21 protein-coding genes and 1 pseudogene are annotated in these 24,291 nt (G+C 70.3%); 15 read left to right on the top strand and 7 right to left on the bottom strand.

Annotated elements, in window-relative coordinates:
- The first annotated feature begins 1 nt into the window (after position 1).
- From DXT68_RS03835 to ccsB, 3 genes are read left to right on the top strand one after another with little or no spacing between them, the layout of a single operon-like run.
- Positions 2-781 carry a cytochrome c biogenesis CcdA family protein gene (locus tag DXT68_RS03835; protein WP_045254723.1) on the top strand — a complete coding sequence of 260 codons (780 nt, stop codon included), beginning with the start codon at positions 2-4 and terminating at the stop codon, positions 779-781.
- 37 nt (positions 782-818) lie between these two features.
- On the top strand, positions 819-2,645 hold the full coding sequence (gene resB / locus DXT68_RS03840) for a cytochrome c biogenesis protein ResB (protein WP_167541601.1): 1,827 nt from the start codon (positions 819-821) through the stop codon (positions 2,643-2,645).
- A gap of 4 nt (positions 2,646-2,649) precedes the next feature.
- The gene (gene ccsB / locus DXT68_RS03845; protein WP_045254722.1) at positions 2,650-3,633 is read left to right on the top strand and encodes a c-type cytochrome biogenesis protein CcsB; all 984 of its coding nucleotides are present in this window, start codon (positions 2,650-2,652) and stop codon (positions 3,631-3,633) included.
- A gap of 51 nt (positions 3,634-3,684) precedes the next feature.
- On the opposite strand, the gene DXT68_RS03850 is transcribed toward ccsB, so the two are convergent.
- The 3 genes from DXT68_RS03850 to DXT68_RS03860 all read right to left on the bottom strand — a co-directional run bounded on the left by DXT68_RS03850 (position 3,685) and on the right by DXT68_RS03860 (position 9,151).
- The gene (locus tag DXT68_RS03850; protein ID WP_244268203.1) at positions 3,685-4,281 is read right to left on the bottom strand and encodes a 2'-5' RNA ligase family protein; all 597 of its coding nucleotides are present in this window, start codon (positions 4,279-4,281) and stop codon (positions 3,685-3,687) included.
- Positions 4,282-4,469: 188 nt separating this feature from the next.
- Positions 4,470-6,365, bottom strand: coding sequence for a YhgE/Pip domain-containing protein (locus tag DXT68_RS03855; protein ID WP_045254720.1), 1,896 nt, complete (start codon positions 6,363-6,365; stop codon positions 4,470-4,472).
- Positions 6,362-9,151 (bottom strand): MMPL family transporter, encoded by a 2,790-nt coding sequence (locus DXT68_RS03860; RefSeq protein ID WP_045254719.1) that lies wholly within the window; start codon positions 9,149-9,151, stop codon positions 6,362-6,364. Before DXT68_RS03860 ends, DXT68_RS03855 begins: the two co-directional genes overlap by 4 nt.
- A gap of 122 nt (positions 9,152-9,273) precedes the next feature.
- Between DXT68_RS03860 and DXT68_RS03865 the strand changes: the two genes are divergently transcribed.
- Positions 9,274-9,897 carry a TetR/AcrR family transcriptional regulator gene (locus DXT68_RS03865; protein ID WP_045254718.1) on the top strand — a complete coding sequence of 208 codons (624 nt, stop codon included), beginning with the start codon at positions 9,274-9,276 and terminating at the stop codon, positions 9,895-9,897.
- 54 nt (positions 9,898-9,951) lie between these two features.
- Here DXT68_RS03865 and DXT68_RS03870 read toward each other — a convergent pair whose 3' ends face one another.
- Positions 9,952-10,929: an o-succinylbenzoate synthase gene (locus DXT68_RS03870; protein WP_045254717.1), complete on the bottom strand. Its 978-nt coding sequence runs from the start codon at positions 10,927-10,929 to the stop codon at positions 9,952-9,954.
- 86 nt (positions 10,930-11,015) lie between these two features.
- On the opposite strand from DXT68_RS03870, the gene DXT68_RS03875 reads away from it, so the two are divergent.
- From DXT68_RS03875 to DXT68_RS03915, 10 genes and pseudogenes are all read left to right on the top strand, one after another.
- Entirely contained in the window at positions 11,016-11,927 is a 912-nt protein-coding gene (locus DXT68_RS03875; protein WP_045254716.1) for a 1,4-dihydroxy-2-naphthoyl-CoA synthase, read from the top strand.
- Positions 11,928-11,969: 42 nt separating this feature from the next.
- Entirely contained in the window at positions 11,970-13,130 is a 1,161-nt protein-coding gene (locus tag DXT68_RS03880) for an AMP-binding protein (protein ID WP_045254715.1), read from the top strand.
- A 63-nt stretch (positions 13,131-13,193) separates the two neighbouring features.
- Positions 13,194-13,985, top strand: a complete 792-nt coding sequence (locus DXT68_RS03885) for a class I SAM-dependent methyltransferase (RefSeq protein ID WP_045254714.1) — start codon at positions 13,194-13,196, stop codon at positions 13,983-13,985.
- A gap of 60 nt (positions 13,986-14,045) precedes the next feature.
- Positions 14,046-15,221: an ATP-binding protein gene (locus DXT68_RS03890; protein ID WP_045254713.1), complete on the top strand. Its 1,176-nt coding sequence runs from the start codon at positions 14,046-14,048 to the stop codon at positions 15,219-15,221.
- Complete coding sequence (locus tag DXT68_RS03895; protein WP_045254712.1) at positions 15,218-15,853, top strand: response regulator; 636 nt, start codon at positions 15,218-15,220, stop codon at positions 15,851-15,853. The genes DXT68_RS03890 and DXT68_RS03895 overlap by 4 nt, the downstream gene beginning before the upstream one ends.
- 171 nt (positions 15,854-16,024) lie before the next feature.
- The gene (locus tag DXT68_RS03900) at positions 16,025-16,786 is read left to right on the top strand and encodes an ABC transporter ATP-binding protein (RefSeq protein ID WP_045254711.1); all 762 of its coding nucleotides are present in this window, start codon (positions 16,025-16,027) and stop codon (positions 16,784-16,786) included.
- Complete coding sequence (locus DXT68_RS03905; RefSeq protein WP_045254710.1) at positions 16,783-18,255, top strand: ABC transporter permease; 1,473 nt, start codon at positions 16,783-16,785, stop codon at positions 18,253-18,255. The genes DXT68_RS03900 and DXT68_RS03905 overlap by 4 nt, the downstream gene beginning before the upstream one ends.
- Positions 18,256-18,330: 75 nt before the next feature.
- Positions 18,331-19,023, top strand: coding sequence for a 2-phosphosulfolactate phosphatase (locus DXT68_RS03910; protein ID WP_045254709.1), 693 nt, complete (start codon positions 18,331-18,333; stop codon positions 19,021-19,023).
- A 92-nt stretch (positions 19,024-19,115) separates the two neighbouring features.
- Positions 19,116-19,280, top strand: a pseudogene (locus tag DXT68_RS17310) (DUF3054 family protein); the annotation flags it as partial.
- Complete coding sequence (locus DXT68_RS03915; RefSeq protein WP_280524639.1) at positions 19,204-19,587, top strand: DUF3054 domain-containing protein; 384 nt, start codon at positions 19,204-19,206, stop codon at positions 19,585-19,587. The pseudogene DXT68_RS17310 and the gene DXT68_RS03915, both read left to right, overlap by 77 nt.
- A gap of 956 nt (positions 19,588-20,543) precedes the next feature.
- On the opposite strand, the gene DXT68_RS03920 is transcribed toward DXT68_RS03915, so the two are convergent.
- From DXT68_RS03920 to DXT68_RS03930, 3 genes are all read right to left on the bottom strand, one after another.
- On the bottom strand, positions 20,544-21,032 hold the full coding sequence (locus DXT68_RS03920; protein ID WP_045254707.1) for a SprT-like domain-containing protein: 489 nt from the start codon (positions 21,030-21,032) through the stop codon (positions 20,544-20,546).
- 112 nt (positions 21,033-21,144) lie between these two features.
- Positions 21,145-21,672 (bottom strand): hypothetical protein, encoded by a 528-nt coding sequence (locus DXT68_RS03925; protein ID WP_045254706.1) that lies wholly within the window; start codon positions 21,670-21,672, stop codon positions 21,145-21,147.
- 191 nt (positions 21,673-21,863) lie between these two features.
- Positions 21,864-22,724, bottom strand: a complete 861-nt coding sequence (locus DXT68_RS03930) for a spermidine synthase (protein ID WP_045254705.1) — start codon at positions 22,722-22,724, stop codon at positions 21,864-21,866.
- 260 nt (positions 22,725-22,984) lie between these two features.
- Between DXT68_RS03930 and DXT68_RS03935 the strand changes: the two genes are divergently transcribed.
- Complete coding sequence (locus tag DXT68_RS03935) at positions 22,985-24,277, top strand: sugar ABC transporter substrate-binding protein (protein WP_045254704.1); 1,293 nt, start codon at positions 22,985-22,987, stop codon at positions 24,275-24,277.
- Positions 24,278-24,291: the final 14 nt, after the last annotated feature.

Here is a 24,291-nt window from a genome sequence, read left to right on the forward strand (position 1 = left end):
CGTGAACCCCGAAGCGATCATCGGATCGGGAGCCCTGTGGCTCGCGATCCCCGTGGCGATGCTCGCGGGACTCCTGTCGTTCCTCTCGCCCTGCGTGCTGCCGCTGGTGCCCGGATACCTGGGATTCCTCGGGGGAGCTGTGGCGCCCCGGCGTGCACCTAGCCCGGCGAACGGTTCGCCGACCTCGACCGTCGACGCCCCCGCGCGCGGACGCCTGGTCGTCGGCGTCCTGCTGTTCATCCTCGGTTTCAGCCTCGTCTTCGTCTCGTTGACGGCGCTCGGCGGCATCGCCAACGTGTTCCTCATCCAGTGGGGCGAGCTCATCACGCGCATCCTCGGCGGGGTCATCATCCTGATGGGACTGGTGTTCCTCGGCCTCTTCGGCTTCGCCCAGCGCGAGGTGCGGTTCCACGTCGATTCCAAGGCGGGACTGATCGGCGCACCGCTGCTCGGCGTCGCCCTCGGTGTCGGGTGGGCGCCCTGCATGGGGCCGACGCTGGCCGCGATCTTCGCGCTGAGCTTCAACGCGGGCGACCCGGTGCGCGCGGGGTCCCTGGGACTCGCCTACTCGCTCGGCCTCGGCATCCCGTTCCTGCTGGTCGCGCTCGGCTTCGGCTGGGCGACGAAGGCGATCGGATTCCTGCGCCGTCACATCCGCGTGGTCAACGTGATCGGCGGCGCGCTGCTGATCGCTCTGGGACTGCTGATGGTCACGGGGCTCTGGACCGACATCATGTCGAGACTGACGGCGGTGATGAACAGTGTCATCCTCCCGCTCTGATCAGGACGATCGGAAGAAGACGCATCGGAAGGATGCCGTGAGCACCACAACCGAGAGGTCGAGCGATCCGCTCCGGCCGTCCGACCATGTCGACGGCGAAGAGTCGATCACCCAGCCCCGCCTCGGCCTGGTGGGCTGGCTGCGCTGGGGCTGGCGTCAGCTGACGTCGATGCGCACCGCGCTGATCCTGCTCCTCGTGCTGGCCATCGCCGCCATTCCCGGCTCGATCTTCCCGCAGCGGATGGCCGACCCCAACGGCGTCACCCAGTGGGAGCGCGAGAACCCCGATCTCTTCCCGGTCCTCGACGGCCTGAAGCTGTTCGACGTCTACCTGTCGCCGTGGTTCTCGGCCATCTACCTGCTGCTGTTCGCCTCGCTCGTGGGGTGCGTGATCCCGCGCATCAGGCACCATGCCAAGGCGCTGCAGGCCCGGCCGCCGCGCACGCCCGCCCGCCTGCAGCGGCTCGCCGACTTCCGTGCGGTCGAGCGCACCTCGACGGATGCCGCGACCGATGCCTCCGCGTCGATCGACATCGCGCAGAAGCAGCTCAAGGCTCTCGGCTACCGGGTCGAGCGCTATGACGACAAGCGCTCGTCGTCGGTCTCGGCCGAGCGCGGTTACTGGCGCGAGACCGGCAACCTGCTGTTCCACCTCGCCCTGGTCGGTGTGCTCATCACGGTCGGCGTCGGCGGCGGCTTCGCGTACACCGGCCAGCGCGTGCTGGTCGAGGGCGAGACGTTCGCGAACACGCTGCTCGACTACGACTCGATGAACCGCGGTCGCTTTGTCGGCGACGGGGCGCTCGCGCCGTACTCGATGCGGCTCGACAGCTTCGACGTGACCTATCAGCCGTTCGGCGAGCCCGGATCCGGTCAGGCCGGTGACTTCTCGGCCAACGTCACGGTGCAGGAGAACGGCGACGAGCGCACCGGCTCGGTCAAGGTCAACGAACCGCTCGGCGTCGCCGATGACAACGTCTTCCTGCTCGGAAACGGCTACGCCCCGACGGTCACGGTGCGCAACCCCGAGGGCGATGTCGTCTTCACCAACAGCACCCCGTTCCTGCCGCAGGACAACAACATGACCTCTCTCGGAGTCCTCAAGATCCCGGACGGTCTCAGCGAGCAGGTCGGCCTCGTCGGATTCTTCTACCCGACCACTGGGGTGCTCGACACCGGCGCGTTCTTCTCGGCCTTCCCCGAGCTCACGAACCCGACCCTCACGCTCGACGTGTACACGGGGGATCTCGGCATCAACGAGGGCATCCCGCGCTCGGTGTACGTGCTCGACACCACGGGGATGACGAAGGTCACGGGGCGCTCGACCGACCTCGAGTCGATCGAGCTGACGCCCGGCCAGACCGCTGATCTGCCGAACGGCATGGGCACCGTGACCTTCGAGGACGAGTCACCCGCAGGGGCGACCGACGCCTCGCAGTCGGTCAAGCGGTTCGCGTCGCTGCAGATCCACCGCGACGCCTCGGGGCCCTGGGTGCTCGGCTTCGCGCTCCTCGCGCTCGGCGGCCTGATGCTCGCTCTGTTCATCCCGCGCCGCCGCGTCTGGGTCAAGGCGACCGCCGCCGACGGCGTGGTCTCGCTCGAGTACGCCGGCCTCGCCCGCGGTGAGGACCCGACTCTTGCTCATGCGGTCGACGACCTCGTGGCAGGACACGCCAGACTGCTGGACACAGCGGGCGTCACCGCCGCCGAGCCCGAGACCGAGCCCGAGGAAGAGCCGGAGCCCGAGGAAGAGCGGGAGCCCGCGGAAGAGCCAGGGGCCGACGACCGTGTCGACGCCGACGCGCAGACAGACTCCGAGCGCGAGGCCGACGGCCCCGCATCCGACACGCCGAAAGTAGACTGACACCATGTTCGACCTCGAAGTGATCTCGCCGATCCTGCTCTGGACGTCGATCGCGATCTATGCGGCGGCCTTCGTGGCCTACGCCTTCGATCTCGCTCGTCGATCCCAGCTGTCGGCCGATTCGGCGAACGTCCGCGAGTTCGAGCTCGTCGGCGCCGGGGCGCGTGGCTCGTCCGCGGCGCGCGGCGCGAAGGGCACCGCAGCATCCGACTCCGCGCCGCAGCGCTTCGTGATGGCGCGCATCGGCACGTCGCTCACGATCCTGGCGTTCATCTTCCAGCTCGCGGCGACGCTCACCCGCGGGTTCGCTGCCGGCCGCGTGCCGTGGGCCAACCTGTACGAGTTCGCGATGATGGGCACGCTGCTGATCGTCGCGGTGTTCCTCGCGGTGCTCCTGCGCGTCGACCTGCGCTTCCTCGGAACCTTCATCACCGGGCTCGTCGTGGTGCTCCTCGGGCTCGCGGCGACGAACTTCTACGTCGACGTCTCGCCGCTGATGGATCCGCTCAAGAGCGTCTGGCTGGTGATCCACGTCTTCGTGGCGTCACTGGGCACCGCGTTCTTCGCCCTCGCCTTCGCGCTCTCCGTGATCCAGCTCATGCAGTCGCGCCGCGAGCGCCTCACCTCCGAGGGCGCGGAGAAGACCGGGCCGGGATTCCTCCGTACCTTCCCCGGGTCGGAGCGCCTCGAGAGCATGGCGTACCGGTTCACGATCATCGGCTTCATCCTCTGGACGTTCACGCTCATCGCCGGGTCGATCTGGGCGTACTACGCGTGGAGCCGCTTCTGGGGCTTCGACGTCAAGGAGACCTGGACCTTCGTGATCTGGGTGCTCTATGCCGGATACATCCACGCCCGTGCGACACGCGGATGGCGTGGCAACAGATCGGCATGGCTCGCCATCGTCGGATTCTCGGCCGTGCTGTTCAACTTCACGATCGTCAACGTCTTCTTCAAGGGCCTGCACGCCTACTCCGGCCTCAGCTGAGCGTCCAGTCTCAGCTGGACGTCCGGCCTCAGCTGAGCGTCCGGATCCCGGTCATCGGAACGACCGGAGTCCGAACGGGATCACCTCGGCATGCTCGACGCCGTCTTCGTACCAGACGAACTCCACCTCCGAGATGGTCTCCGCCGGGCGCTTGCTGAGCGACCGACGGGACTTGTGCGACAGCTCCGACCAGGCGGCGGCCGAGAGCGTCTTCGCATAGATCACGGAGAGGTGGAAGGTCCACTCCGCGGTGTCGCGCTCATCGAGGCGGCGGAAGTCGGTGGCGTCGAGCGCGGTGCTGAGCTTCGCATAGGCCGACACGAGCGACGACGTGCGCGTCAGCCGCAGGATCACCACCTGCCACGGCGTCGGGAAGACGTCGACGGCCTCGGCGATGACCTCGATCGGATGCTGTGCCACCGCCCATTCGCGGATCAGTGAGAGCACCTCCTCGCGTCGCTCGGGTTCGTGGAAGGCGCGAAGCGTGACGTGCTCGGTGTGCGCGTGCGGCGCGTCGACACGGCCGAGGGCGGACCGCTGTTCAGCGCGGTACACGTCGGAGACGGCCCTCGTCGGCCGCAGCACGAGGTACTGCTGCCCCTCCAGCGAAGCGAGCTGTGTGGGCGAGGACATGAATGGTCGGCGCATCTCCTGATCGTACGGGCGTCGAGGGGTGCCCGATGTCCGACGGCATCCGCGGTGGGCACGGATTCGGGAGCGGATACGCGACACGCCGCGCATCGAGGACGATGCGCGGCGTGTCAGCCGGGGAGATCCGAAGCCGTGCCCGCACAGGTCAGGACGGACGGGTCGGGACGGACGGTCGGGACGGATGGTCAGGCGGCGGCGAACGCGGCTCTGGCCGAGGTCGTGCGGCGCAGCGTGACTGCGAGCGTCGTCACGACGAGCGACAGCACACCCCAGACGATCAGCGCCGCGAGGGCGCTTCCGCTGCCGGCGATGAGTCCGCTGAAGGCCGGCGCCGTCGGCAGCGCCGCGGCGAGACCGGACAGCCAGCCGGGAACGGTCGACACGAGCCCCGTGGCGATCGCCAGCACGCCGACGAGTGCGCTCACCCAGCGACCGATTCCCCCGAAGACGGCGACCAATGCCTGGTTGACGGCGGCGAAGGCCACTCCGGCCAGCACGGCCGTGCCGGCGAACGTCCACCACGCGCCGGCATCGTAACCCGCGACGATCTGCACGATGAGCGAGACGAGCACGCCCTGTGCCGCGCCGATCGCGGCGGCCGGGGCGAACGCGCGCAGGGCGAGCCCCGCCGACGACCGTCGAGAGGTCAGGGTGCGCGCCGTGTGGGCGCGCATCACCAGGAACGAGGCGAGGGCACCGAACCACAGCACCACCGCGGTGAGCAGGGGGATCGCAGTCGGACCGAAGATCGTCGACTCGTCGGCACCCTTCGAGGCCACCGGGTCTGCGATCACCGAGGCGAGCGAGGTCGACTGCGCGTCGGTGAACGACGGCAGCGAGTCGGCCGCGGTCCGCAGTCCGCCCGCGAGATCTCCGGTCCCCGTCGCGAGGGTGTCGAGGCCCGTGGCGAGGTCGGTGGCACCGGTCGCGAGATCTGTGGCGCCGCTCGAGAGCTGTCCTGCGCCGCTCGACAGTGCGCGGGCACCGTCGGCCGACTGATCGAGTCCCTGGTAGGCGAGCTGGTTCAGTCCGTCGGCGATCGTCGTCGCCCCGGCGCCGGCCTGGCTCAGCTGGCTGGCGACGGTGCCGGGAAGCGTCGAGAGCTGCTGCACACCGGCATCCGTCTGGGTGGCTCCCGACGAGAGCGCGACGAGCTGATCGCAGTAGGCCTGGGGGAAGCCGCTGGGCGCGCACGCATCGGCGAGCTGCTGCAGACCGCTGGCGACCTGCGCGGATCCCGCGGCGAGCTGCTGAGCGCCTGCGGCCTGATTCTGCAGTTCCGTGGCCCCGGCGGTCAGGCCCTGTCCGAGGTTCGCGGCGCCGGCGGCGGCTTCTCGCGTCTTCGACGAGAGGGTGTCGAGGCCGGACGCGAGAGAGGACGCCCCCGTGCCGAGCTCGGACGCACCGGATGCGAGCTGGCTGGCGCCGTCGGGGATCGCCGTGGCACCGGTCGCGGCATCGCGTGCGCCGGTGGCGAGCTGGGCGGCGCCGTCGGCGGCGTCGCCGATCTGGTCGCCGATGGTCGTGAAGCCGACCAGGATGTTCTCGGTGGTGGCCTCCGAGAGCAGGGTGCCCATGCTGGAGGCGGCGACGTTCGCGATCTGGCTCGTGATGAGGTCGTCGGCCACGAGCCCGTCGTCGGGCGTGGTGACCGTGATGGTGGCCTGCTGCGCGTCGGACGCCGCCTCGCCCCCGCCGTCGGAGATCGCCTGACCCGATGAGGTGGCAGCCTTCGAGAAGTCCTTCGGGATCGTGATGACGGCCTGATATGAGCCGTCGGCGAGTCCGTCGGAGGCGTCGTCCTTGTTCGAGATCACCCACGTGAGGTTCGAGTCGAGGTCGTCCGACCCCTCCACCAGACCTGAGGCGAGCTGCCTGCCGAGGGGCGTCAGCTGCCCGTCGATCTCGACGGGTTCGTCGAGGTTGACGATCGCGGCGGTCATCGAGTCCAGACGCTCGGTCGGATTCTGCAGTGCGGCGACCAGGATGCCGCCGACGGCCGCGGGCAGCAGCAGGATGCCGAGGATCGTCAGCCAGGTGATGGGCTTGCGCGAACGTGCGCGCTCGATGGGGAGGGTCATGCGGTCACCTCGGTCGATTCGGAGGAGTCGTCTGCGACGGGCAGCGCAGCGGATGGGCGTCGGGGTGCGTCGATGTCGATCACGGCGACGGATGTGCGCCCGGCGTCCGCGAGCAGTCGCTCGGCGAGCTGCGGGGCGAGCGAGGTCAGCAGCAGTGCGGTCGAGCTGCGTGCATCTCTCAGGCGTGCGACGAGCTGATCGTGCTCGGCGGAGGAGAGTCGATCGACGCCGTCGATGACGACCACCGACGGGCGACCGCGTAGCGCCTCGGTGGGGTCGGCGGACAGATCGGCCGTGTCCGTCGTCAGGACGGCGCCGACGTGGGCGCGCACCCATGCCGCGCGGCCGGGCAGCAGATGGCCGGCCACCCGCAGGCGCCCGCCATCTGCAGAGAGGCGGCCCGCGATCGCGAGCGACAGGGCGCGCAGAGCACCGGGGGACGACCCGGTGAGCACAGCGGAGCCGCCGGGAGCGAGGCGCAGGTGCAGGCCACCGACGCCGGCAGCCTCGATCGTCAGATCGTCGGCGGCCACCACCGAGTCATCGCCCGGCCACTCCGCGAGGTGGCGCTCGCGCTCGACCGCTTCGCCCTCGATGTCGACGCTCGGCAGAATCCTCTCGAGCCAGGCCGGGATCTCCCAGGCGCGCTCGCCGAGGATCGCCATCAGTGCGGGGATCAGTGTCATCCGCACCAGGAAGGCGTCGATCGCGATGCCCGCCGCGAGGCCGAGGGCGATGGGCTTGAGAGACGAGTCGCCCTCGGGCACGAAGGCCACGAACACGGCGAACATGATGAGCCCCGCCGCGGTGACGACCTTCGCCGAGCCCGTGAAGCCGCTGCGCACGGCCCGCAGTGCGGCGGCGCGGCGGGTCGCCCGGTCGGGACTCCTGCCATCGGGGTCGTGCACGAAGTCCTCCCGCATCCGCGAGACGAGGAAGACCTGGTAGTCCATGGCGAGTCCGAACAGGACGCCCATGAGGATGATGGGCATGAAGCTGATGATCGGACCGACCTTCGCGACGTGCAGCGCATCGGCGAACCAGCCCCACTCGAAGACCGCGCCGACGACGCCGAATCCGGCGACGATCGAGAGCAGATATCCCGCGGCGGCGGTGATCGGCACCCAGAGCGAGCGGAACACGATCGTGAGGAGGATCAGCGACAGGCCGATCACGAAGATGCCGAAGGGCAGAAGTGCGTTGCCGAGCTGGTCGGAGATGTCGATGCCGACGGCGGTGAAACCGGTGACCTTGAGGTCGATGTCGTACTTCTTGAGCCACTCGTCGTGATGGGCGCGGAGCTCGCGCACCAGATCCGCGGTCGCGGGATCGTCGGGCGCGGTCTCGGGGATCAGCTGCACGATCCCGGTGTCCGCCGTCTCATTGGGGGTCGAGAGCGCGACCTCCTTGACGCCGTCGATCTTCGCGACGTCGTCGCCGAGGTCCTGCATGAGGGTCAGCGGATCGGTCGAGGTGACGATGGTTCCGGTCAGGATGAGCGGGCCGTTGAACCCCGGGCCGAACTCCTGGGCCACGAGGTCGTAGGTCTGGCGCGCCTCGGAGGCCTTCGGCAGCACGCCGGCATTCGGCAGTGCGAGATTCAGGCTCAGCGCGGGGACGGCGACGATGCCGAGTCCGATGATCACGGCGAGCGAGACGAGGATCGGGCGCTTGGTGACCCCGGTGACCCAGCGGTCGCTGGCCTGGCGGCGCGGGCCGGGGGCGGATGCGCCCTTCTTCGCCTTCGGCGCGCGGCGGGGGCGCCCGGCGACGCGGCCCTTCATGAACCCGAGCAGTGCCGGGGTGAGGGTCACGGCGATCGCGACGGCCACCGCGACGGCGGCCGACGCGGCGATGCCCATGGTCGTCAGGAACGGGATGCCGGCGAAGCCGAGCCCGATCAGCGCGATCAGCACGGTGACGCCGGCGAAGACCACGGCCGAGCCGGCGGTGCCCACGGCGCGTGCGGTCGACTCCTCGGGGTCGACGCCGTCGCGGACCTGGTCCTGGTGCCTGGCCATGATGAACAGCGCGTAGTCGATGCCGACCGCGAGTCCCAGCATCAGTGCGAGCAGCGGGGTGGTCGACGAGACGGTGGCGAAGGCCGTGGCCGCGAAGATCCCCGCCATCGAGATGCCGACGCCGAGCACGGCGGTGAGCAGCGGGAGCCCGGCCACGACGAAGGAGCGGAACGTGACGATCAGCACGAGCAGGGCGATCAGCAGGCCGACGGCCTCGGTGAGGGTCACGCCGGGGATGGACGTGGCGAACAGCTCCCCGCCGAGCGAGGTCTGCGAGCCCGACGGAAGCTCGTCCGAGAGTTCCGCGACGACGGAGCGGAGGTCGTCGCGGGTCTGGTCCGACACGTCGGTCGCCTGTCCGTCGAACTGCAGGCGGATGATGCCGGCGGTCTCGTCGTCGTTGATCATGCCGCTGACGTTCTCGTCGTACGGCGACGTGGCCGACAGCACCGAGTCGTCGAGGTCGGCGAGCCGGTCGACCGCATCCTCGATGTCGCCTCGGTACTCGGCATCGGTCACGTGATCGCCGTCGGCGGCGACCACGATGATCTGTGCGCTGGTGCCGCTGACGGCGGGGAAGGAGCGGTTGAGCTGCTCGAGGCCGGCCTGCGACTCGGTGCCGGGGATCGAGAAGGAGTTGTCCGTGCCGGCTCCGAGGACGAGCGCTCCGGCTCCGGCGATGCCGAGCGCGAGCAGCCAGGACAGGAGGACGCGCCACGGGTGGCGGTACGACCAGCGGCCGAGCGAGGACAGGAGAGTGGACACGGAGCTCCTCGGGAGATGCGGGTTTGGATACACGACTGTATCCGATACATACATGTATCGTAAGGTGATCGACGCTCGGCACCCTGTGTGCGGGGTGTGAGAATGAGAGGCAGGAGGATTCGATGACGACACCCGCCACCCGAAGTCGCGAGAACACACGCGTGCGACTTCTCGACGCCGCAGCCCAGCTCTTCGCCGAGGTCGGTCTCGACGGCGCCTCGGTCGAGGCGGTCTGCGATCGCGCAGGCTTCACCCGTGGGGCGTTCTACTCGAACTTCGACTCGAAGGACGAGCTCTTCCTCATGCTCGCCGGAAGCGTCGCCGAGCAGCGCATCAACGCCGTGCGCAGACGCGTCGACGAGATCGCGGCCGACGGAGGGCTCTCGGAGGGGTGCGATCCGGTCGAGCTCGTGCAGCAGATCATGGATTCGGCGGAAGAGGACCGTCTCGACGTCATGCTGATGAGCGAGATCCGCATCCGCGCTCTGCGGGATGCGCAGTTCGGGGCCGCCTACCTCGCGCAGGAGCGTGAGATGGTCTCGAGCATCGCGACCATCATCAGCGACATCGTGTCGGTGAGCTCACTCGAGCTGAAGGTCCCGGCCTACGACGCGGCGCGCATGCTCATGCTCATCTGGGAGGGCATGACCGTTCGCGGAGCGATGGCCGGGCAGGACTCCGACAAGCTCCGTCACTCGGGCAGCGAGGAGCTCGGCAGGCTGGTGCAGCTGCTGCTCGCGGAGTGACGCGACGACGCGACGGCTGGCTGGCTGGCAGGCATGCAGGCGGCTGAGGGTCGGTCAGCGGGCCTCGAGCACGGCGTAGCAGCGTGCGAGTCGGTCGAGCCACCAGTCGCGACGGTCCGCCGATGCGGCCAGACGGGTGAGGGCGTCGGCATCCGGCGTCACGCGACCTGCCGGAATCGACCCGTCGACCGGGCGCAGGTCGGCGACGTCGTCGAGGAACAGGGATGCCGTGCCCAGCCCGCAGTCGTAGTCCAGCGCCGGGATCGCGGCCGCCAGGGCCGCACCCTGGGAGAGCCCGATCGCCGTGTCGAGCGCGCTGGAGACGACGACGGGGAGCCCTGCCGCCGTGATGATCTGCAGTGCGTGGGTGATGCCGCCGAGCGGCTGCGCCTTGATCACCAGCAGGTCGGCGGCTTTCTCCCGGGCGACGGCGAGCGGGTCGGACGACTTGCGGATGCTCTCGTCTGCCGCGACCGGGATGCCCATGTACTTCACGCGGGTGCGCAGCTCGGCGAGCTCGGGCACGGTGGCACAGGGCTGCTCGACGTATTCGAGATCGAACTCGTTGAGGGCATGCACGGCGTGCTCGGCCTCGTCGACGTTCCACAGTCCGTTCGCGTCGACGCGGATGCGCCCTTCCGGGCCCATTGCCTCGCGCACGGCCCGAACGCGGGCGATGTCGTCGGCGAGCGTCTGGCCCGGTTCGGCGACCTTGACCTTGGCGGTGCGGCATCCGGCGAAGCGCGCCAGGACCTCGGCGACGCGGGCGGCCTCGATCGCGGGGATCGTCGCGTTCACGCCGATCCGTTCCCGCAGCGGTGCGGGCTGCACGTTCCAGGCGAAATCGATCGCGGCCGCGAGCCAGGTCGCGGCCTCCGCATCTTCGTACTCGAGGAACGGGGAGAACTCCGCCCACCCCTGCGGTCCTTCGAAGAGCAGCGCCTCCCTGGTATCGACGCCGCGGAACCGGGTGTGCAGGGGCAGTGCGACGATCCGGGCCGAGCTGAGCAGGTCTGCGAGCGGTGGGAGCATGTGCTCATTCTGCTCTGAGACGACCTCGGCAGGGCATCCGCCGTGCCGTCTGCGTCTGCAACCCCGTCGGGAATAGGCTGGATGCCGTGACCCGCGCATTCGTCTCAGACCTGTTCGACCCGGACGAATGGGTGCTCGCGCCCGGTGCCGAGGACTACACCGACATCACGGCCCATGTGAGCACCGACGGAGGGGTCGCCCGCATCGCGTTCAACCGCCCCGAGGTGCGCAACGCCTTCCGGCCGCACACCGTCGACGAGCTGTACCGCGCGCTCGACGATGCGCGGCAGAACCCCCGCATCGGGGCGGTGCTGCTGACGGGCAACGGCCCGAGTCCGAAGGACGGCGGCTGGGCCTTCTGCTCCGGCGGTGATCAGCGCATCCGCGGACGCGACGGCTACAAGTACTCCGACGACGAGACGACCGTGCACGATCCGGCGCGCGCGGGCAGGCTGCACATCCTCGAGGTGCAGCGCCTCATCCGCTTCATGCCCAAGGTCGTCATCGCGGTCGTCCCCGGCTGGGCGGCGGGCGGCGGGCACTCGCTGCATGTCGTGTGCGACCTCACGATCGCCTCCGCCGAAGAGGCACGGTTCAAGCAGACCGACGCCGATGTGGGCAGCTTCGACGCCGGATACGGCTCGGCATATATGGCTCGGCAGACCGGGCAGAAGTTCGCCAGGGAGGTCTTCTTCCTCGCCGAGGAGTACTCGGCGCAGCGCGCGTACGAGGCCGGCGCCGTGAACCGCGTCGTGCCGCATGCGGAGCTCGAGCGCGAGGCACTGAAGATGGCGCGCACCGTGCTCACCAAGTCGCCGACCGCGATCCGCATGCTGAAGTTCGCGTTCAACGCCGTCGACGACGGGCTCGTGGGACAGCAGGTGTTCGCAGGAGAGGCCACGCGGCTCGCCTACGGCACCGACGAGGCCGTCGAGGGGCGGGACTCGTTCCTCGAGAAGCGGGATCCGGACTGGACCTCGTTCCCCTGGCACTACTGAACCCGGCACGACACTGAACCCGACACGACGGAGCGCAGTCACATGGTCGCGTTGAGATCGACGGATGCCGAAGACCCCTCGGAGCTCCTCGCTGATCTGGCGCGAGCGCTCGACGGAGGGCCCGCGCTCGGATTCGGCATGCTCGGCGACGCCCCGAGCTGGGTCTCCGAAGGCACGGCGGTCGTGATCGCCACGTCGGGGTCGAGTGGAATCCCCAAGCGCGTCGCCCTCAGCGGCGAGGCGCTGCGGGCGAGCGCAGAGGCCACGGCGGCGCGGATCGGCGCGGGCCGCTGGCTGCTCGCACTGCCGGCGGGCTACGTCGCAGGGCTTCAGGTCATCGTGCGTTCACTGGTCGCCGGCACGCAGCCGGTCACGCTGAGCGGCCGATTCTCACCCGCATCCTTCGCCGAGTCGACGCTGTCGATGCTGCGACCGACGACGAGCGCACCGCACTCCCTGCCCGAGCTCTACACCTCGCTCGTACCCGCGCAGCTCTCGACACTGCTCGACGCGGCCGACGACCGGCCCGTGCGCGCCGCCCTGCAGGCATATCGGGCGATCCTCGTCGGCGGGCAGGCGCTGCCCGAGCCGCTGCGCGAGCGGGCCGCCGATCTCGGCATCCGGCTCGTGCGCACCTACGGCTCCACGGAGACGAGCGGCGGATGCGTGTACGACGGAGTGCCGCTCGACACCGTCGGGGTGCGCACGGTCGACGGCGAGCTGCGCATCGCCGGCCCGATGCTCGCCGAGGGCTATCTGGGCGACGGCGAGCTCACGGCGAGGAACTTCTCGCGAGACGAACACGGCATCCGCTGGTACCACACCGGCGATCTCGGCCTTCTCGACGACGGCGTGGTGCGGGTGCACGGACGAGCCGACAACGTGATCGTCTCGGGTGGCATCAACGTCTCCCTCGACCGCATCGAGAGGCTGGTGCGTCGCGTGCCCGGGCTCACCGGAGCGGTCGTCGTGGGTGTCGAGGATGAGCGCTGGGGGGAGGCCTCGGTGATCGTCGCTCCCCGTGGCGAGGCGCTGCGGCGCACGGAAGCCGAGCAGCTCGCGCACGCGCGCGACATGGTCGCCGAGGAGCTCGGCAAGCACGCCAGGCCCGCGCGGCTGATCCTGGTCGACGAGCTCGACGTGCTCGCTTCGGGAAAGCCCGACCGGGAGGCGATGAGGCGCGCCGTCGCCGAGCTGGACTGACGGTCGGTCCTCTTCGCGTTCGATCCGATTCGAGTCCGCTCGAGGCGGCTGTCACACTGGGGCATGGCCACCTACACGCACGGACACCACGAGACGGTCCTCCGCTCGCACAGCACTCGCACCATCGCGAACTCCGCCGAGTACCTGCGACCGCATCTCGTGTCGGGCGCACGACTCCTCGACGTCGGAGCGGGCCCGGGCAGCATCACCGTCGACTTCGCCGGTGTGGTGGGCCATGTCACGGCGACCGAGATCGATGAGAACGCACTCTCGCTGTCGCATGCCCTCGCGACGAGCAGGGGGCTCACGAACCTCGACTTCCGCGTCGAAGACGTGCACTCCCTGAGCTTCGCCGACGACAGCTTCGACATCGTCCACGCGCACCAGGTGCTGCAGCATGTCGGCGACCCGGTGCAGGCGCTCCGGGAGATGCGTCGGGTCACGGTGCCGGGCGGAGTCGTCGCCGCGCGGGACGCCGACTACGCCGGTTTCGCCTGGTTCCCGATGCTTCCCGAGCTCGACACGTGGCTCGACCTCTATCGGCGAGCTGCACGAGCGAACGGCGGCGAACCCGACGCGGGCCGCCGCCTGCTCGCCTGGGCGCGGGCCGCCGGGTTCGACGATGTCACCGCGACCGGCTCCGCCTGGACCTACGCCACGCCCGAGGACCGCGCCTGGTGGGGCGGCATGTGGGCCGACCGCATCCTCGAGTCCGCGCTCGCCCGGCAGCTCGTCGACGGCGGCATGGCGACCGGCGCAGACCTGCGGGCGATCAGCGAGGCATGGACGCGCTGGGCCGACGACGGAGACGGCTGGTATCTCGTGCCGCACGGAGAGATCATCGCGCGCGCCTGACCCGCCGGATACATCTGCAGGCGGATGCGGGGGCATCCGCGTCCGCGTAGCGTGGGGGGAGTGATCCGCCCGCTCTCCCGCACGGCGCTCGTGCTCGACATCGTCGGGGCGGCGCTGCTCTTCCTCATCCTCACCCCGTTCTCCGTCGCCTTCTACGGGCCGGGGACGGGCGGCGCGACCGCCAGTGCCGCCTCGGTCGTCGCGGTCGTGGTGGCGGGGGTCCTGATGTGCGGCGGTGTCGCGATCGGCCGGCTCGCCCCCGCTCTCGCCCTCGTCGCCGCCTGGGCGGGTGCGATCGTCCAGATGTCGGCGAGCCTCGGTCCTCTCCCTCTCGATCTCGGGATCCTGCTGGTGCTCTACGCGACGGCGGCCTGGGGCTCGCGTGCCGTGCTCTGGTGGGGGTTCGGTTCGGCGCTCTTCGGCGGCCTCGTCGCCGCCGTGTACATGGTGGCCGTCACCGGTGTCGGCTCCGGGTCCAGCGGCTGGGATCAGCTGACCATCGGCAGCCTGCTCCTCGTGCTCTCGATCCTCGCTCTCGGGTTCGCCTGGGTGTGCGGTCTGCTGTGGCGGGTGGTGCTGCGAGGACGCAGCACGCGCTCGGCGCAGCTGCAGGCGGAAGCGCTCGCGGCCGAGGAGCAGGAGCGCGTGCGCATCGCCCGCGACATGCACGACATCGTGGCGCATTCGCTCGCCGTGGTCATCGCCCAGGCCGACGGCGCGCGGTACGCCGCATCGGCGAAACCCGAGATGGCCACCGAGGCGCTGGGCACGATCGCCCAGACCGCGCGATCGGCGCTCAGCGACGTGCGCCTGCTGCTCACGCAGCTCCGTCACCGTCAGGGCGACGGGCCGCAGCCGACGCTCGCCGATCTCGAGGCGCTGTTCGCGCAGGTGCGTCAGGCGGGCATCGAGCCGCGCATCACCGTCGACCCGACCCCGCCGGGTGAGCCGCCGGGGGCGATCCAGCTCGCCGTGTACCGGATCCTGCAGGAGGCGCTCACCAACGCCATCCGGCACGGCGACGGCGCTGTGGACGTGCACCTCGCATGGCTTCCCGATCGCGTCGACATCGACGCGCGCAACACGGTCGGTCGCGAGCTCTCGTCGAGCAGCGGAGGGCACGGAGTGATCGGCATGCGCGAACGCGCCCAGCTCGTCGGCGGTAGCCTTCAGGCGGAGCGTGAGGGCACCCGGTTCGTCGTGCGTGCCTCGCTCCCGATCGGAGAAGTCACATGATCAGGGTCGTCCTCGTCGATGATCAGGCGCTGTTCCGCGCCGGCATCCGCATGCTGCTCGCCTCGCAGCCCGACATCGATGTCGTGGGCGAGGCGGGAGACGGCCGTGAGGGGCTCGAGGTGGTGTCCAGGACCCGTCCCGACGTGGTGCTCATGGACATCAGGATGCCGGTCATGGACGGCCTCACCGCGACGGCGGAGATCCTCACGCGACCCGAGCCGCCCCGGATCGTCATGCTCACCACCTTCGACCTCGACGAGGCCGCGGCGCGGGCGATCCGTCAGGGCGCCAGCGGGTTCCTGCTGAAGGACGCCGACCCCGAGTTCCTGCTCGCGGCGATCCGCACCGTGCACTCCGGGTCGAGCGTCATCGCCGCGTCGGCCACCCGGGAGCTCTTCGAGCACTTCTCCGAGGCGCCCAAGCCCGTGCCGCCGCAGTTCGCGGCGCTCACCGACCGCGAGCGGGAGATCTTCGCGCTCGCGGCGAGGGGGCTGTCGAACGCCGAGATCGCGGCCAGGGAGTACCTCAGCGAGGCGACGGTGAAGACGCACATCAGCCGCATCCTGGCCAAGCTGAACCTGCGCGACCGCGTGCAGCTGGTGGTCTTCGCCTTCGAGCACGGCCTCGCCTGAGTCCCGCGGCACCCCGGATCATCCTGGGTGCCTCCGGATCATTGTGGGTGCCTCCGGATCATCCTGGTGCCTCCGGATCATCCTGGGTGCCTCCGGATCATCCTGCAGATGTACGCGGATGCTCCGCACGGGCGATGCGGGTGCCCGGTCGCGCTCCGTAGCGTCGATGACATGGAGATCACGACCACCGACCTCGGGCTGGCAGCCCGCGTCCAGCACCTCGGGAAGACCTACGGCTCCGGCGAGGGCACCGTCCGCGCGCTGGACGATGTCAGCGTCGGCATCCGCCGCGGGCAGTTCACCGCCATCATGGGCCCGTCGGGCTCGGGCAAGTCCACCCTCATGCACATCATGGCCGGGCTCGACACCCCGACCAGCGGACGTGCGTGGATCGGCGACACCGAGATCACCGGACTCGGCGATCTCGACCTGACCATCCTGCGTCGGCGTCGCGTCGGCTTCATCTTCCAGGCGTTCAACCTCGTCCCCACCTTGACCGCCCTCGGCAACATCATGCTGCCGTTCGAGCTCGACGGACGTCGCCCGAGCGCGATCGAGAAGGCCAGGATCGACGGCCTGATCGAGACCCTCGGCCTCGGCTCCCGGCTGCAGCACCGGCCGCACCAGCTCTCCGGCGGTCAGCAGCAGCGCGTGGCCATCGCCCGGGCGCTCGCGACCGCCCCCGACCTGGTGTTCGCCGACGAGCCCACCGGCAACCTCGACTCCAAGACCGGGCGCGAGGTCCTGCAGCTGCTGGCGACCGCGAGCCGCGAGCACGGTCAGTCCATCGCGATGGTGACGCACGATGCGATCGCGGCCAGTCACGCCGATCGGGTGCTCTTCCTCGGCGACGGCCGCATCGTCGCCGATCATCCCCGCCAGAGCGCCGAGGAGATCTCGGCGTACATGCTGGCGGCGGAGGTGTCGGCATGAGCGCCGTGATGGAGTCCGCGACGCGAGTCTTCGTCCCGCAGACCGCGGCGACCGGACCCCGTCTGGCCTGGCTGCGGGATCGGGGGATGGGCGCGAGCGTGCTCGTCGCGGCGCTGTCCGCGGCGTTCGGAGTGGTGCTCGTCGAGACGACGACCTACATCGGCGCGGTGCTGCAGGCCGATCCGTTCATCGGGGGGAGCGACACCCTTGCCGTGGTCGTCGCCCTGCTCTCGGTGCTGCTCACCGCGCTCGCGATGTACGTCGCGGCGATCGTCACCGCCAACACGTTCTCGACGATCATCGCGGGCCGCACCCGCCAGATCGCGCTGATGCGGCTCATCGGTGCGACCGCCCGGTCGCAACGCTCCGAGGTCGGTCGCCAGGGCCTCGTGGTCGGTCTGATCGGCGCCGCCCTGGGGCTCGCGGCGGGGCTCGGGATCGCAGCGATCGGGGTGGGGATCGGAGGACAGCTGATCGAGAACGTGCCGGAGGGGATCACGCTCGGTCAGCCCGCCATCGCGCTGCCGGCGATCGGCGTGGCGCTCACCACCTGGGCCGCCGCGTGGGTGGGGTCGCGGCGGGTGCTCTCGGTGACGCCGCTGCAGGCGATCGGCGGCTCGGTGGAGCGCAGCCACGAAGAGGTCTCGCGCCGCAGCCGTCACATCGGGGCCTGGGTGCTGCTGATCACCGGCTCGCTGCTGCTGGTGGGGGGAGTGGTGGCAGGACTGGTGAGTCCGATCGGCGTGGCGATCGCGTTCGTCGGCGGTCTGCTGTCGTTCACCGGTCTCGCGCTCGGCGCGGTGCTGTTCATGCCGCCGGTGCTGCGACTGGTCGGTCGCCTGTTCGGGTCGAGCGCCACCGCGCGCCTCGCCGCCGAGAACGCGCTGAGGTATCCGGAGCGCTCGTCGCGCATGGCGATCGGCGTGGTCATGGGGGTCACGCTCGTCACGATGTTCGCCGTCGCGCTGGAGTCGGTCAAGCAGATGCTGATCACCCAGGTCGAGGGGGAGACGCCGCCGGAATTCCTCGCACCGTTCGATGCCTTCGCCGCCGTGATGATGGTGCTCGTCGCCGTCTCTGCGGTGATCGCCGCCGTCGGGCTCGTGAATCTGCTGACCATCGGCGTCGTGCAGCGTCGCCGCGAACTGGGGCTGCTGCGTTCCATCGGGCTCTCCAACTCTCAGGTGCGCCGCATGGTGCTGCTCGAGGCGGCGCACATCACCGTCGCGGCGACGCTGACGGGGCTCGTGCTCGGAGTCGTCTACGGATGGATCGCCGCGCAGTCGCTGCTCGGCTCGACGCCGACCCTGCCGGACTACACGCCCGCGGGGCTGGTCGCTCCGCACGTGCCCTGGATTCCCGTCGTCATCATCGTCGTCGCCACGGCGGTGCTGACCCTGGTCGCGGCGGCGACACCGACACGGCTCGCCACGCGGGTCGCGCCGGTCGAGGCGCTCGCCGCCGACTGACCGCATCCGATGCCCCGGGTGACCCACGAGGTCATCCGGGGCATCGTCGTGAGTGCGCAGCTCTAGGCTGGAGGGATGCCGTCTGCGTTCGATCAGTCCACGTATCAGGTGCGCCTCGACTGGGGCGTCGAGGGGCTCGAACGTCTCGCTCCGGCCGATGTCGTCGTGGTCGTCGATGTGCTGCGGTTCTCCTCGAGCGTGGCGGATGCCGTCGCATCCGGCACCACGGTGGCGCTCGACGATGCCGTGACCTGGTCACGCAACGGGGCCGCGGTCGCCGCGCGCGCCCGTGACGACTCCCGCGCCGCACAGGCGGGCACCGGTGCTGCTCCCGTCGTCCTGGTGGGGAGTCTGCGCAACGCCTCCGCCGTCGCCAGGGCCGTGGCGACCCTGCAGGAGCGCAGGCAGGCGCGCACCTCCGTCGCGGTGATCGCCGCGGGCGAGGCGGACTCCTCCGGGATCCTCCGCTTCGCCGTCGAGGACCAGCTCGGGGCGGGCGCCGTGATCTCCGCCCTCACCGACCTGGGCATCGACCACACCGCACCGGATGCCGCGGTCGCCGCCGAGGGCTTCCGCGCCCTGTCGCGGGCGCTGCGGCACCTCATCGGAGCGAGCGGTTCGGCTCGGGAGCTCGCCGAGGGCGTCGCCGCGACCGATCGCATGCGCGCGGCGGGGGTCGTCCCGACGTCGACGGCCGAGGCCGCCGAGGTCGACGCCCTCGACGTGGTGCCGATCCTGCGCGAAGGCGTGTTCGTGGCGTTCGAGTGAGCGAGCGATCGCCTGTTCACCCGCGGCGTCTCCATCGGCAACAGGCCGCGCCGCCGCCGACGGATCCGGCGCGCGCGACGTAGGGTCGGGGCATGAGGTACGTTCCCGCACTCATCCTCGATGCCGTCCTGGTGCTCGTGTTCGCCGTGATCGGCCGCGCGTCGCATCAGGAGGACCCCGGTGGATTCCTGCTCACGGCCTGGCCGTTCCTCGTCGCGCTGCTGCTCGGCCACCTCGTCGCCGCGCTGCTGCCTGCGCGACCGCGGCAGCCGTGGTCGCTGGCGTGGGGCGCGGTGGCCTGGGCCGTCACGGTCGTCGGGGGGGCTCCTTCTGCGCGTCGTCTCCGGGGACACCGCGCAGATCGCCTTCATCATCGTCGCGACGCTCGTGCTCGCCGTGTTCCTGCTCGGTTGGCGTGCTCTGGCGGCGTTTCTGCGTCGTCGGGCCGGACGCGAGGAGGTCGCGCCCGCGGACGACTCCCTGCACGTGGACCCCGCGCCCGGCGAGGATCCTGTCGCGGATGCGGCGGCGCCGTCCGATCTGGACGACGACCGCGCGCGTTGACGCGAGCGGGGTCGATTGCGCATCCGCACCGGGGTGCGGGGTCACTTCGGCATCTGCGGCGGGGTGCGGGGTCACTTCGGCATCCGAAATGGTGTGGCGCCGTGCGTTTTTGACCCCGGCAGGCTCGGGCGGCGAAGGCGGGCGCTGATGCGGACGGGGTCGGTTGTGCCTGCGCCGGGGTGCGGGGTCACTTCGGCATCCGTGGCGGCGGGCGGGGCCACTTCGGCATCCGAAATGGCGTGGCGCCGTGCGTTTTTGACCCCGGCCGGTTCGGGCGGCGGAGGCGGGCGCTGACGCGGACGGGGTCGGGGTCGGTTGTGCCTGCGCCGGGGTGCGGGGTCGCTTCGGCATCCGTGGCGGCGGGCTGGGTTACTTAGGCATCCGAAATGGCGTGGCGCCGTGCGTTTTTGACCCCGGCAGATTCGGGTCGCGACGAAGGCGAGCGCTGGCACACGAGGGGTCGATTGCGCATCCGGATGGGGTGCGGGGTCATTTCCGCATCTGCGCTGCGGTGCGGGGTCGATTGCGCATCCGAAATGGCGGGGCGCGGTGTGCTTTTGACCCCGGCAGAATCGGGTGGCGACGAGGGTGCGAGCACTGGCGCGGGCTGTGACGAGAGTGCGGGTGCTGGGCAGGGATGGGATCGATCGCGCCTGCGCGAGGGATGCCGGGTCATTTCCGCATGCGCGAGGGTGCGGGGGCATTTTCGCATGTGCGAGGGATGCCGGGTCATTTCCGCATCCGGACGGGGTGCGGGGTCACTTCTGCATCCGGAAAGGGGCGGCGCCGTGCGCTTTTGACCCCGCAGGCTCGGGCCGGGACGCCGCCGGACGCCGCCGCCGGACGCCGCCCGCCATCCGCCGCCACCATCCGCCGCCGCCAGACGCCGCCACCGAACGCCGCCCACCGGCCGCCCGCGATCGCGCGGGGATGACGCGGCACGCGCCGACGCGCGCTCAGCGGGACATCTGCGCCGCGAGACGGGTGTCGGCCGTGATCTCACGGCGCGTCCACTCGAAGACGTAGCGCGCGTCGTACGACCGTGAGCACCGCGCGCAGGACGTCGCCCGCGTCGGACGGCGGTGCCGATAGGTGACGTGCCCGGAGGGGCAGCGGCCGACCCAGGGGGCAAGTTCCACGGCGGTCTCGCCGTGATGGGTGGTGCCCCCGACGTAGCCGAGGTCACGAGCCACCCGCTTCCACGCAGGACCATGAGCCGCCTCGTGACCGGCGATGGCGTGCGCCACCTCGTGCAGAAGCACCTGATGGATCTCATCGTCATCGAACCGGGCCGCGAGGTAACGCGACACCGTGATCCGCTTCTTCGTGTAGTCGCACTGCCCTGCCCGGCGCTTGGCGTGGTCGAAGTCGAACGACCAGCTTTTGTCGAGATGCAGCGTGATCAGTGCGTCGCCCCAGACGCGCACCCGGTCAAGTTCCGCCATGCGATCAGGCTAAGCCATGCCACCGACATGGGGCGCAGACCTCGCTCCACCTCAGGGAGGCCACGCCGGGAACTGCCCAGATACGCGCACCGGGCACTGCGGTGAGCGGGCGTCAGCCTGCGACGAGCTGTGCGGTGCGACGCCGTTCGGCGGCCTCGATCGCGAGCAGCACCGTCTCGAGCTCCCGATCCTCTGCGCCGGCCTCGCGGCGGAGGAAGAGCGACTGCTTGAAGCTCTCCCGCGCCGTCTCGAAGTCCCCGGCCTCATACGCGTTCTTGCCGTGGTGGTGGTAGGCGAAGGCCGCGATCGACAGCCACCGCTGACCCTCGGCCTCGGCCGCGCAGGTGGAGAGCTCCTGCTCTGCGGCGGCGTGCGCCCCGCGGTACTGGAGGATGGTGGCGTGCAGCACTCGGGCGCGCAGAACGTCCTTGCGCGTGCCCGCCATGCGCGACTGGCGCACCGCCTCGTCGGCGAGCGGCAGAGCCTCGTCCAGGCGATCGAGGACCTTCAGCAGCCACACGCGCTCGAGCAGCGCCGGAAGGCTGCGCTGCCCCTCGATCTCGCTCAGTCGTGCCGAGCACTCACCGATGTCGACCAGCTCGCGAAGGCTCTCCGGGTCATAACCCTGGATGAAACTCATTGCTCTCCTCCCGCAGCGTCCTCACTCCAGTGTGCCTCGCGCGGGCCGTCTGGTCGGGGCGGCACGCCCACGCCCGGCGAGACCGCCCGGCGAGACCGCCCGGCGAGACCGCCCGGCGAGACCGCCCGGCGAGACCGCCCGGCAGGAGCGCCGGTGCGATGGCTCCGACGAGACCGGTCCGGCGGCGGAGATCAGCGCAGGAACAGCGAGGCGTCGGGCCGGGGCGAGGGCACGGCGTCGGCGTCGGTCACCACGCGTGCGCCCTGCATGAAGGCCCTCGCCTCGGCACCCTGCGCGATCTTGGCCGGATGCGGCCCCGCGGCCAGCAACCGCGGAAGCCATTCCGTGGGCAGCGGCGCGGCCGAGGCGGCCATGACGAGGTTGCCGAAGTGACGACCTTTCAGCACCTGGGTGTCGGCGAGCACGGCGATCTCGGGCAGCACCTCCGCGATGGTCGCCAGCTGGCGTCGCGCGAACGCGAGGCCGGGTCCGTCGGCGACGTTCACGAGCAGGACCCCGCCGGGGGCGAGGAGCGCCGAGAGCTCGCGGTAGAACTCGATGCTGGTCAGGTGCGCCGGCGTCTGCGCGCCGGAGTAGACGTCGGAGACCACGAGGTCGCAGCTTTCGACGAGAGCGGAGGGCAGTCGGGCGATGCCCTCGCGGGCGTCGCCGATCCGCAGCCTGATCGAGGCGCCCCGGGGGAGCGGGAGGTTCTCGCGCACGAGCGCGACGAGGGGTGCTTCGAGTTCGATGACCTGCTGTCGGGAGCCCGGCCGCGTCGCCTCGATGTAGCGGGGCAGGGTGAGCGCGCCGGCTCCGAGATGCACGGCGGTGAGGGGTCCTGCCGCGAGCTGGTCTATCACCGCGCCCATGCGCACGATGTACTCGAAGTGCAGGTGGGTCGGATCGTCGAGGTCGACGTGGGACTGCGGCGTCTCGTCGACGATGAGCTCGAACCCGGTCGTGAACTCCGAGGGCACGATCCGGGCGAGACCACCGTGGTCGAGACGGGCCTGAGGGTGCTCGGTGTCTCGTGCTCGCGTCCTGCCCATGATCCGAGACTACGCGCTCGCTCCACGCGGTCGCAGACGGGCTCCACGCAGTCGCAGATGGGGACCGCGCGGTCGCAGACGGGGGTCGGCTGGCACGACAGCGGGGCGGGAGAGCGAGGGAGGAGCCCTCTCTGCGCGGCGATGTTACGGCCGCATGACGTTTCTGGGAAGAACTTGCAGCGAATTAGTTAGTGGTGAATACTTTTTCCTACGTGGTAGGCACCCGATGCCGCCAGGACGTTTCAAAGAGGAGAACCCTGATGCACAAGCGCATTCTTCCGGCCGTGGCGCTCGGCGCTGTGGCCGCCCTGGGCCTGGCGGCCTGTGCCGGTGGCGGCACCGGCGACGGTGGAGCTGTCGACGGAGAGGGCCAGGAGCTCACCGTCTGGATCATGAAGGGCACCAACCCCGACGCCGGCGCGTTCTACGACGAGGTGTCCGCGGCGTTCGAGGAGGAGACCGGGGCGACTGTCAAGATCGAGGAGATCCAGTGGGCCGACGCCCACGATCGTTTCGTGACCTCGATCGCCGGCGGCACCACCCCCGACATCGCCGAGACCGGCACCACCTGGACGGCGGAGTTCGCAGACGCGGGCGCGCTCGAGTCGCTTGACGAGTACGTCGACGCCGAGAAGGGGCTGCGCGACGACCTCGTCGAGGGTCTGGCCGTGGCGGGCACCTACGACGACGAGCTCTACGGCATGCCCTGGTACGCCGGCGTGCGCTCGATCGTCTACCGCACCGACGTGTTCGAGGAACTCGGACTCGAGGCTCCGAAGACGTGGGACGACATCGTCACCGCGGGCGAGGCCATCAAGGCCGCCAAGCCCGACATGCTGCCCTTCCCCGTCGCCGGGGACGCCGAGTTCCAGGTCTACCCGTGGGTCTGGGGTGCGGGCGGCGAGGTCGCCACCCTCGACGGCAAGAAGTGGACGAGCGAGCTCGACAGCGACGAGTCGCAGGCGGGCATCGAGTTCTACACGGGCCTCGCCACCGAGCACGGCTTCTCGTCGGCCGGTGCCACCACGTGGAAGGAGACCGACCTGCGCGACGCCTTCACCCAGGGCAACGTCGCCATGATGCTCTCGGGCTCGTGGACCCCCAAGGCGCTCATCGAGGCCAACCCCGAGCTCGACGGCAAGATCGGCGCCGCCGTGATCCCGGGCGAGGACGGCGGGATCGCTCCGTCCGTGCTCGGCGGCTCGCACCTCTCGGTCTTCAACACCACCAAGAACGCCGAGCTCTCGTGGGAGTTCGTCAAGCTGATGACCACGGGTGAATTCGCCGAGAAGTGGGCCGACGAGACCGGCTACTTCCCCGGAGTCCAGTCGGCGATGGAGGAGGCCCTCGCCTCGACCGACCCACTGGTCGCCCCGTTCGCCCAGCAGATGGTCGAGGGGGGAGCATCCGTGCCCGTCACCCCGAACTTCGGCGCCGTGCAGGCGAAGAAGACGACGAACTCGATGATCCAGGCGATCCTCAGCGGGCAGAAGGACGTCGCCACGGCGACGAAGGATGCCGCGGCCGAGATGACCGACCTGCTCAACAAGTAAGGCCGTACCCCTTC

Origin of the sequence: Microbacterium foliorum, from assembly GCF_003367705.1 — a bacterium.
GTDB lineage: Bacteria > Actinomycetota > Actinomycetes > Actinomycetales > Microbacteriaceae > Microbacterium > Microbacterium foliorum.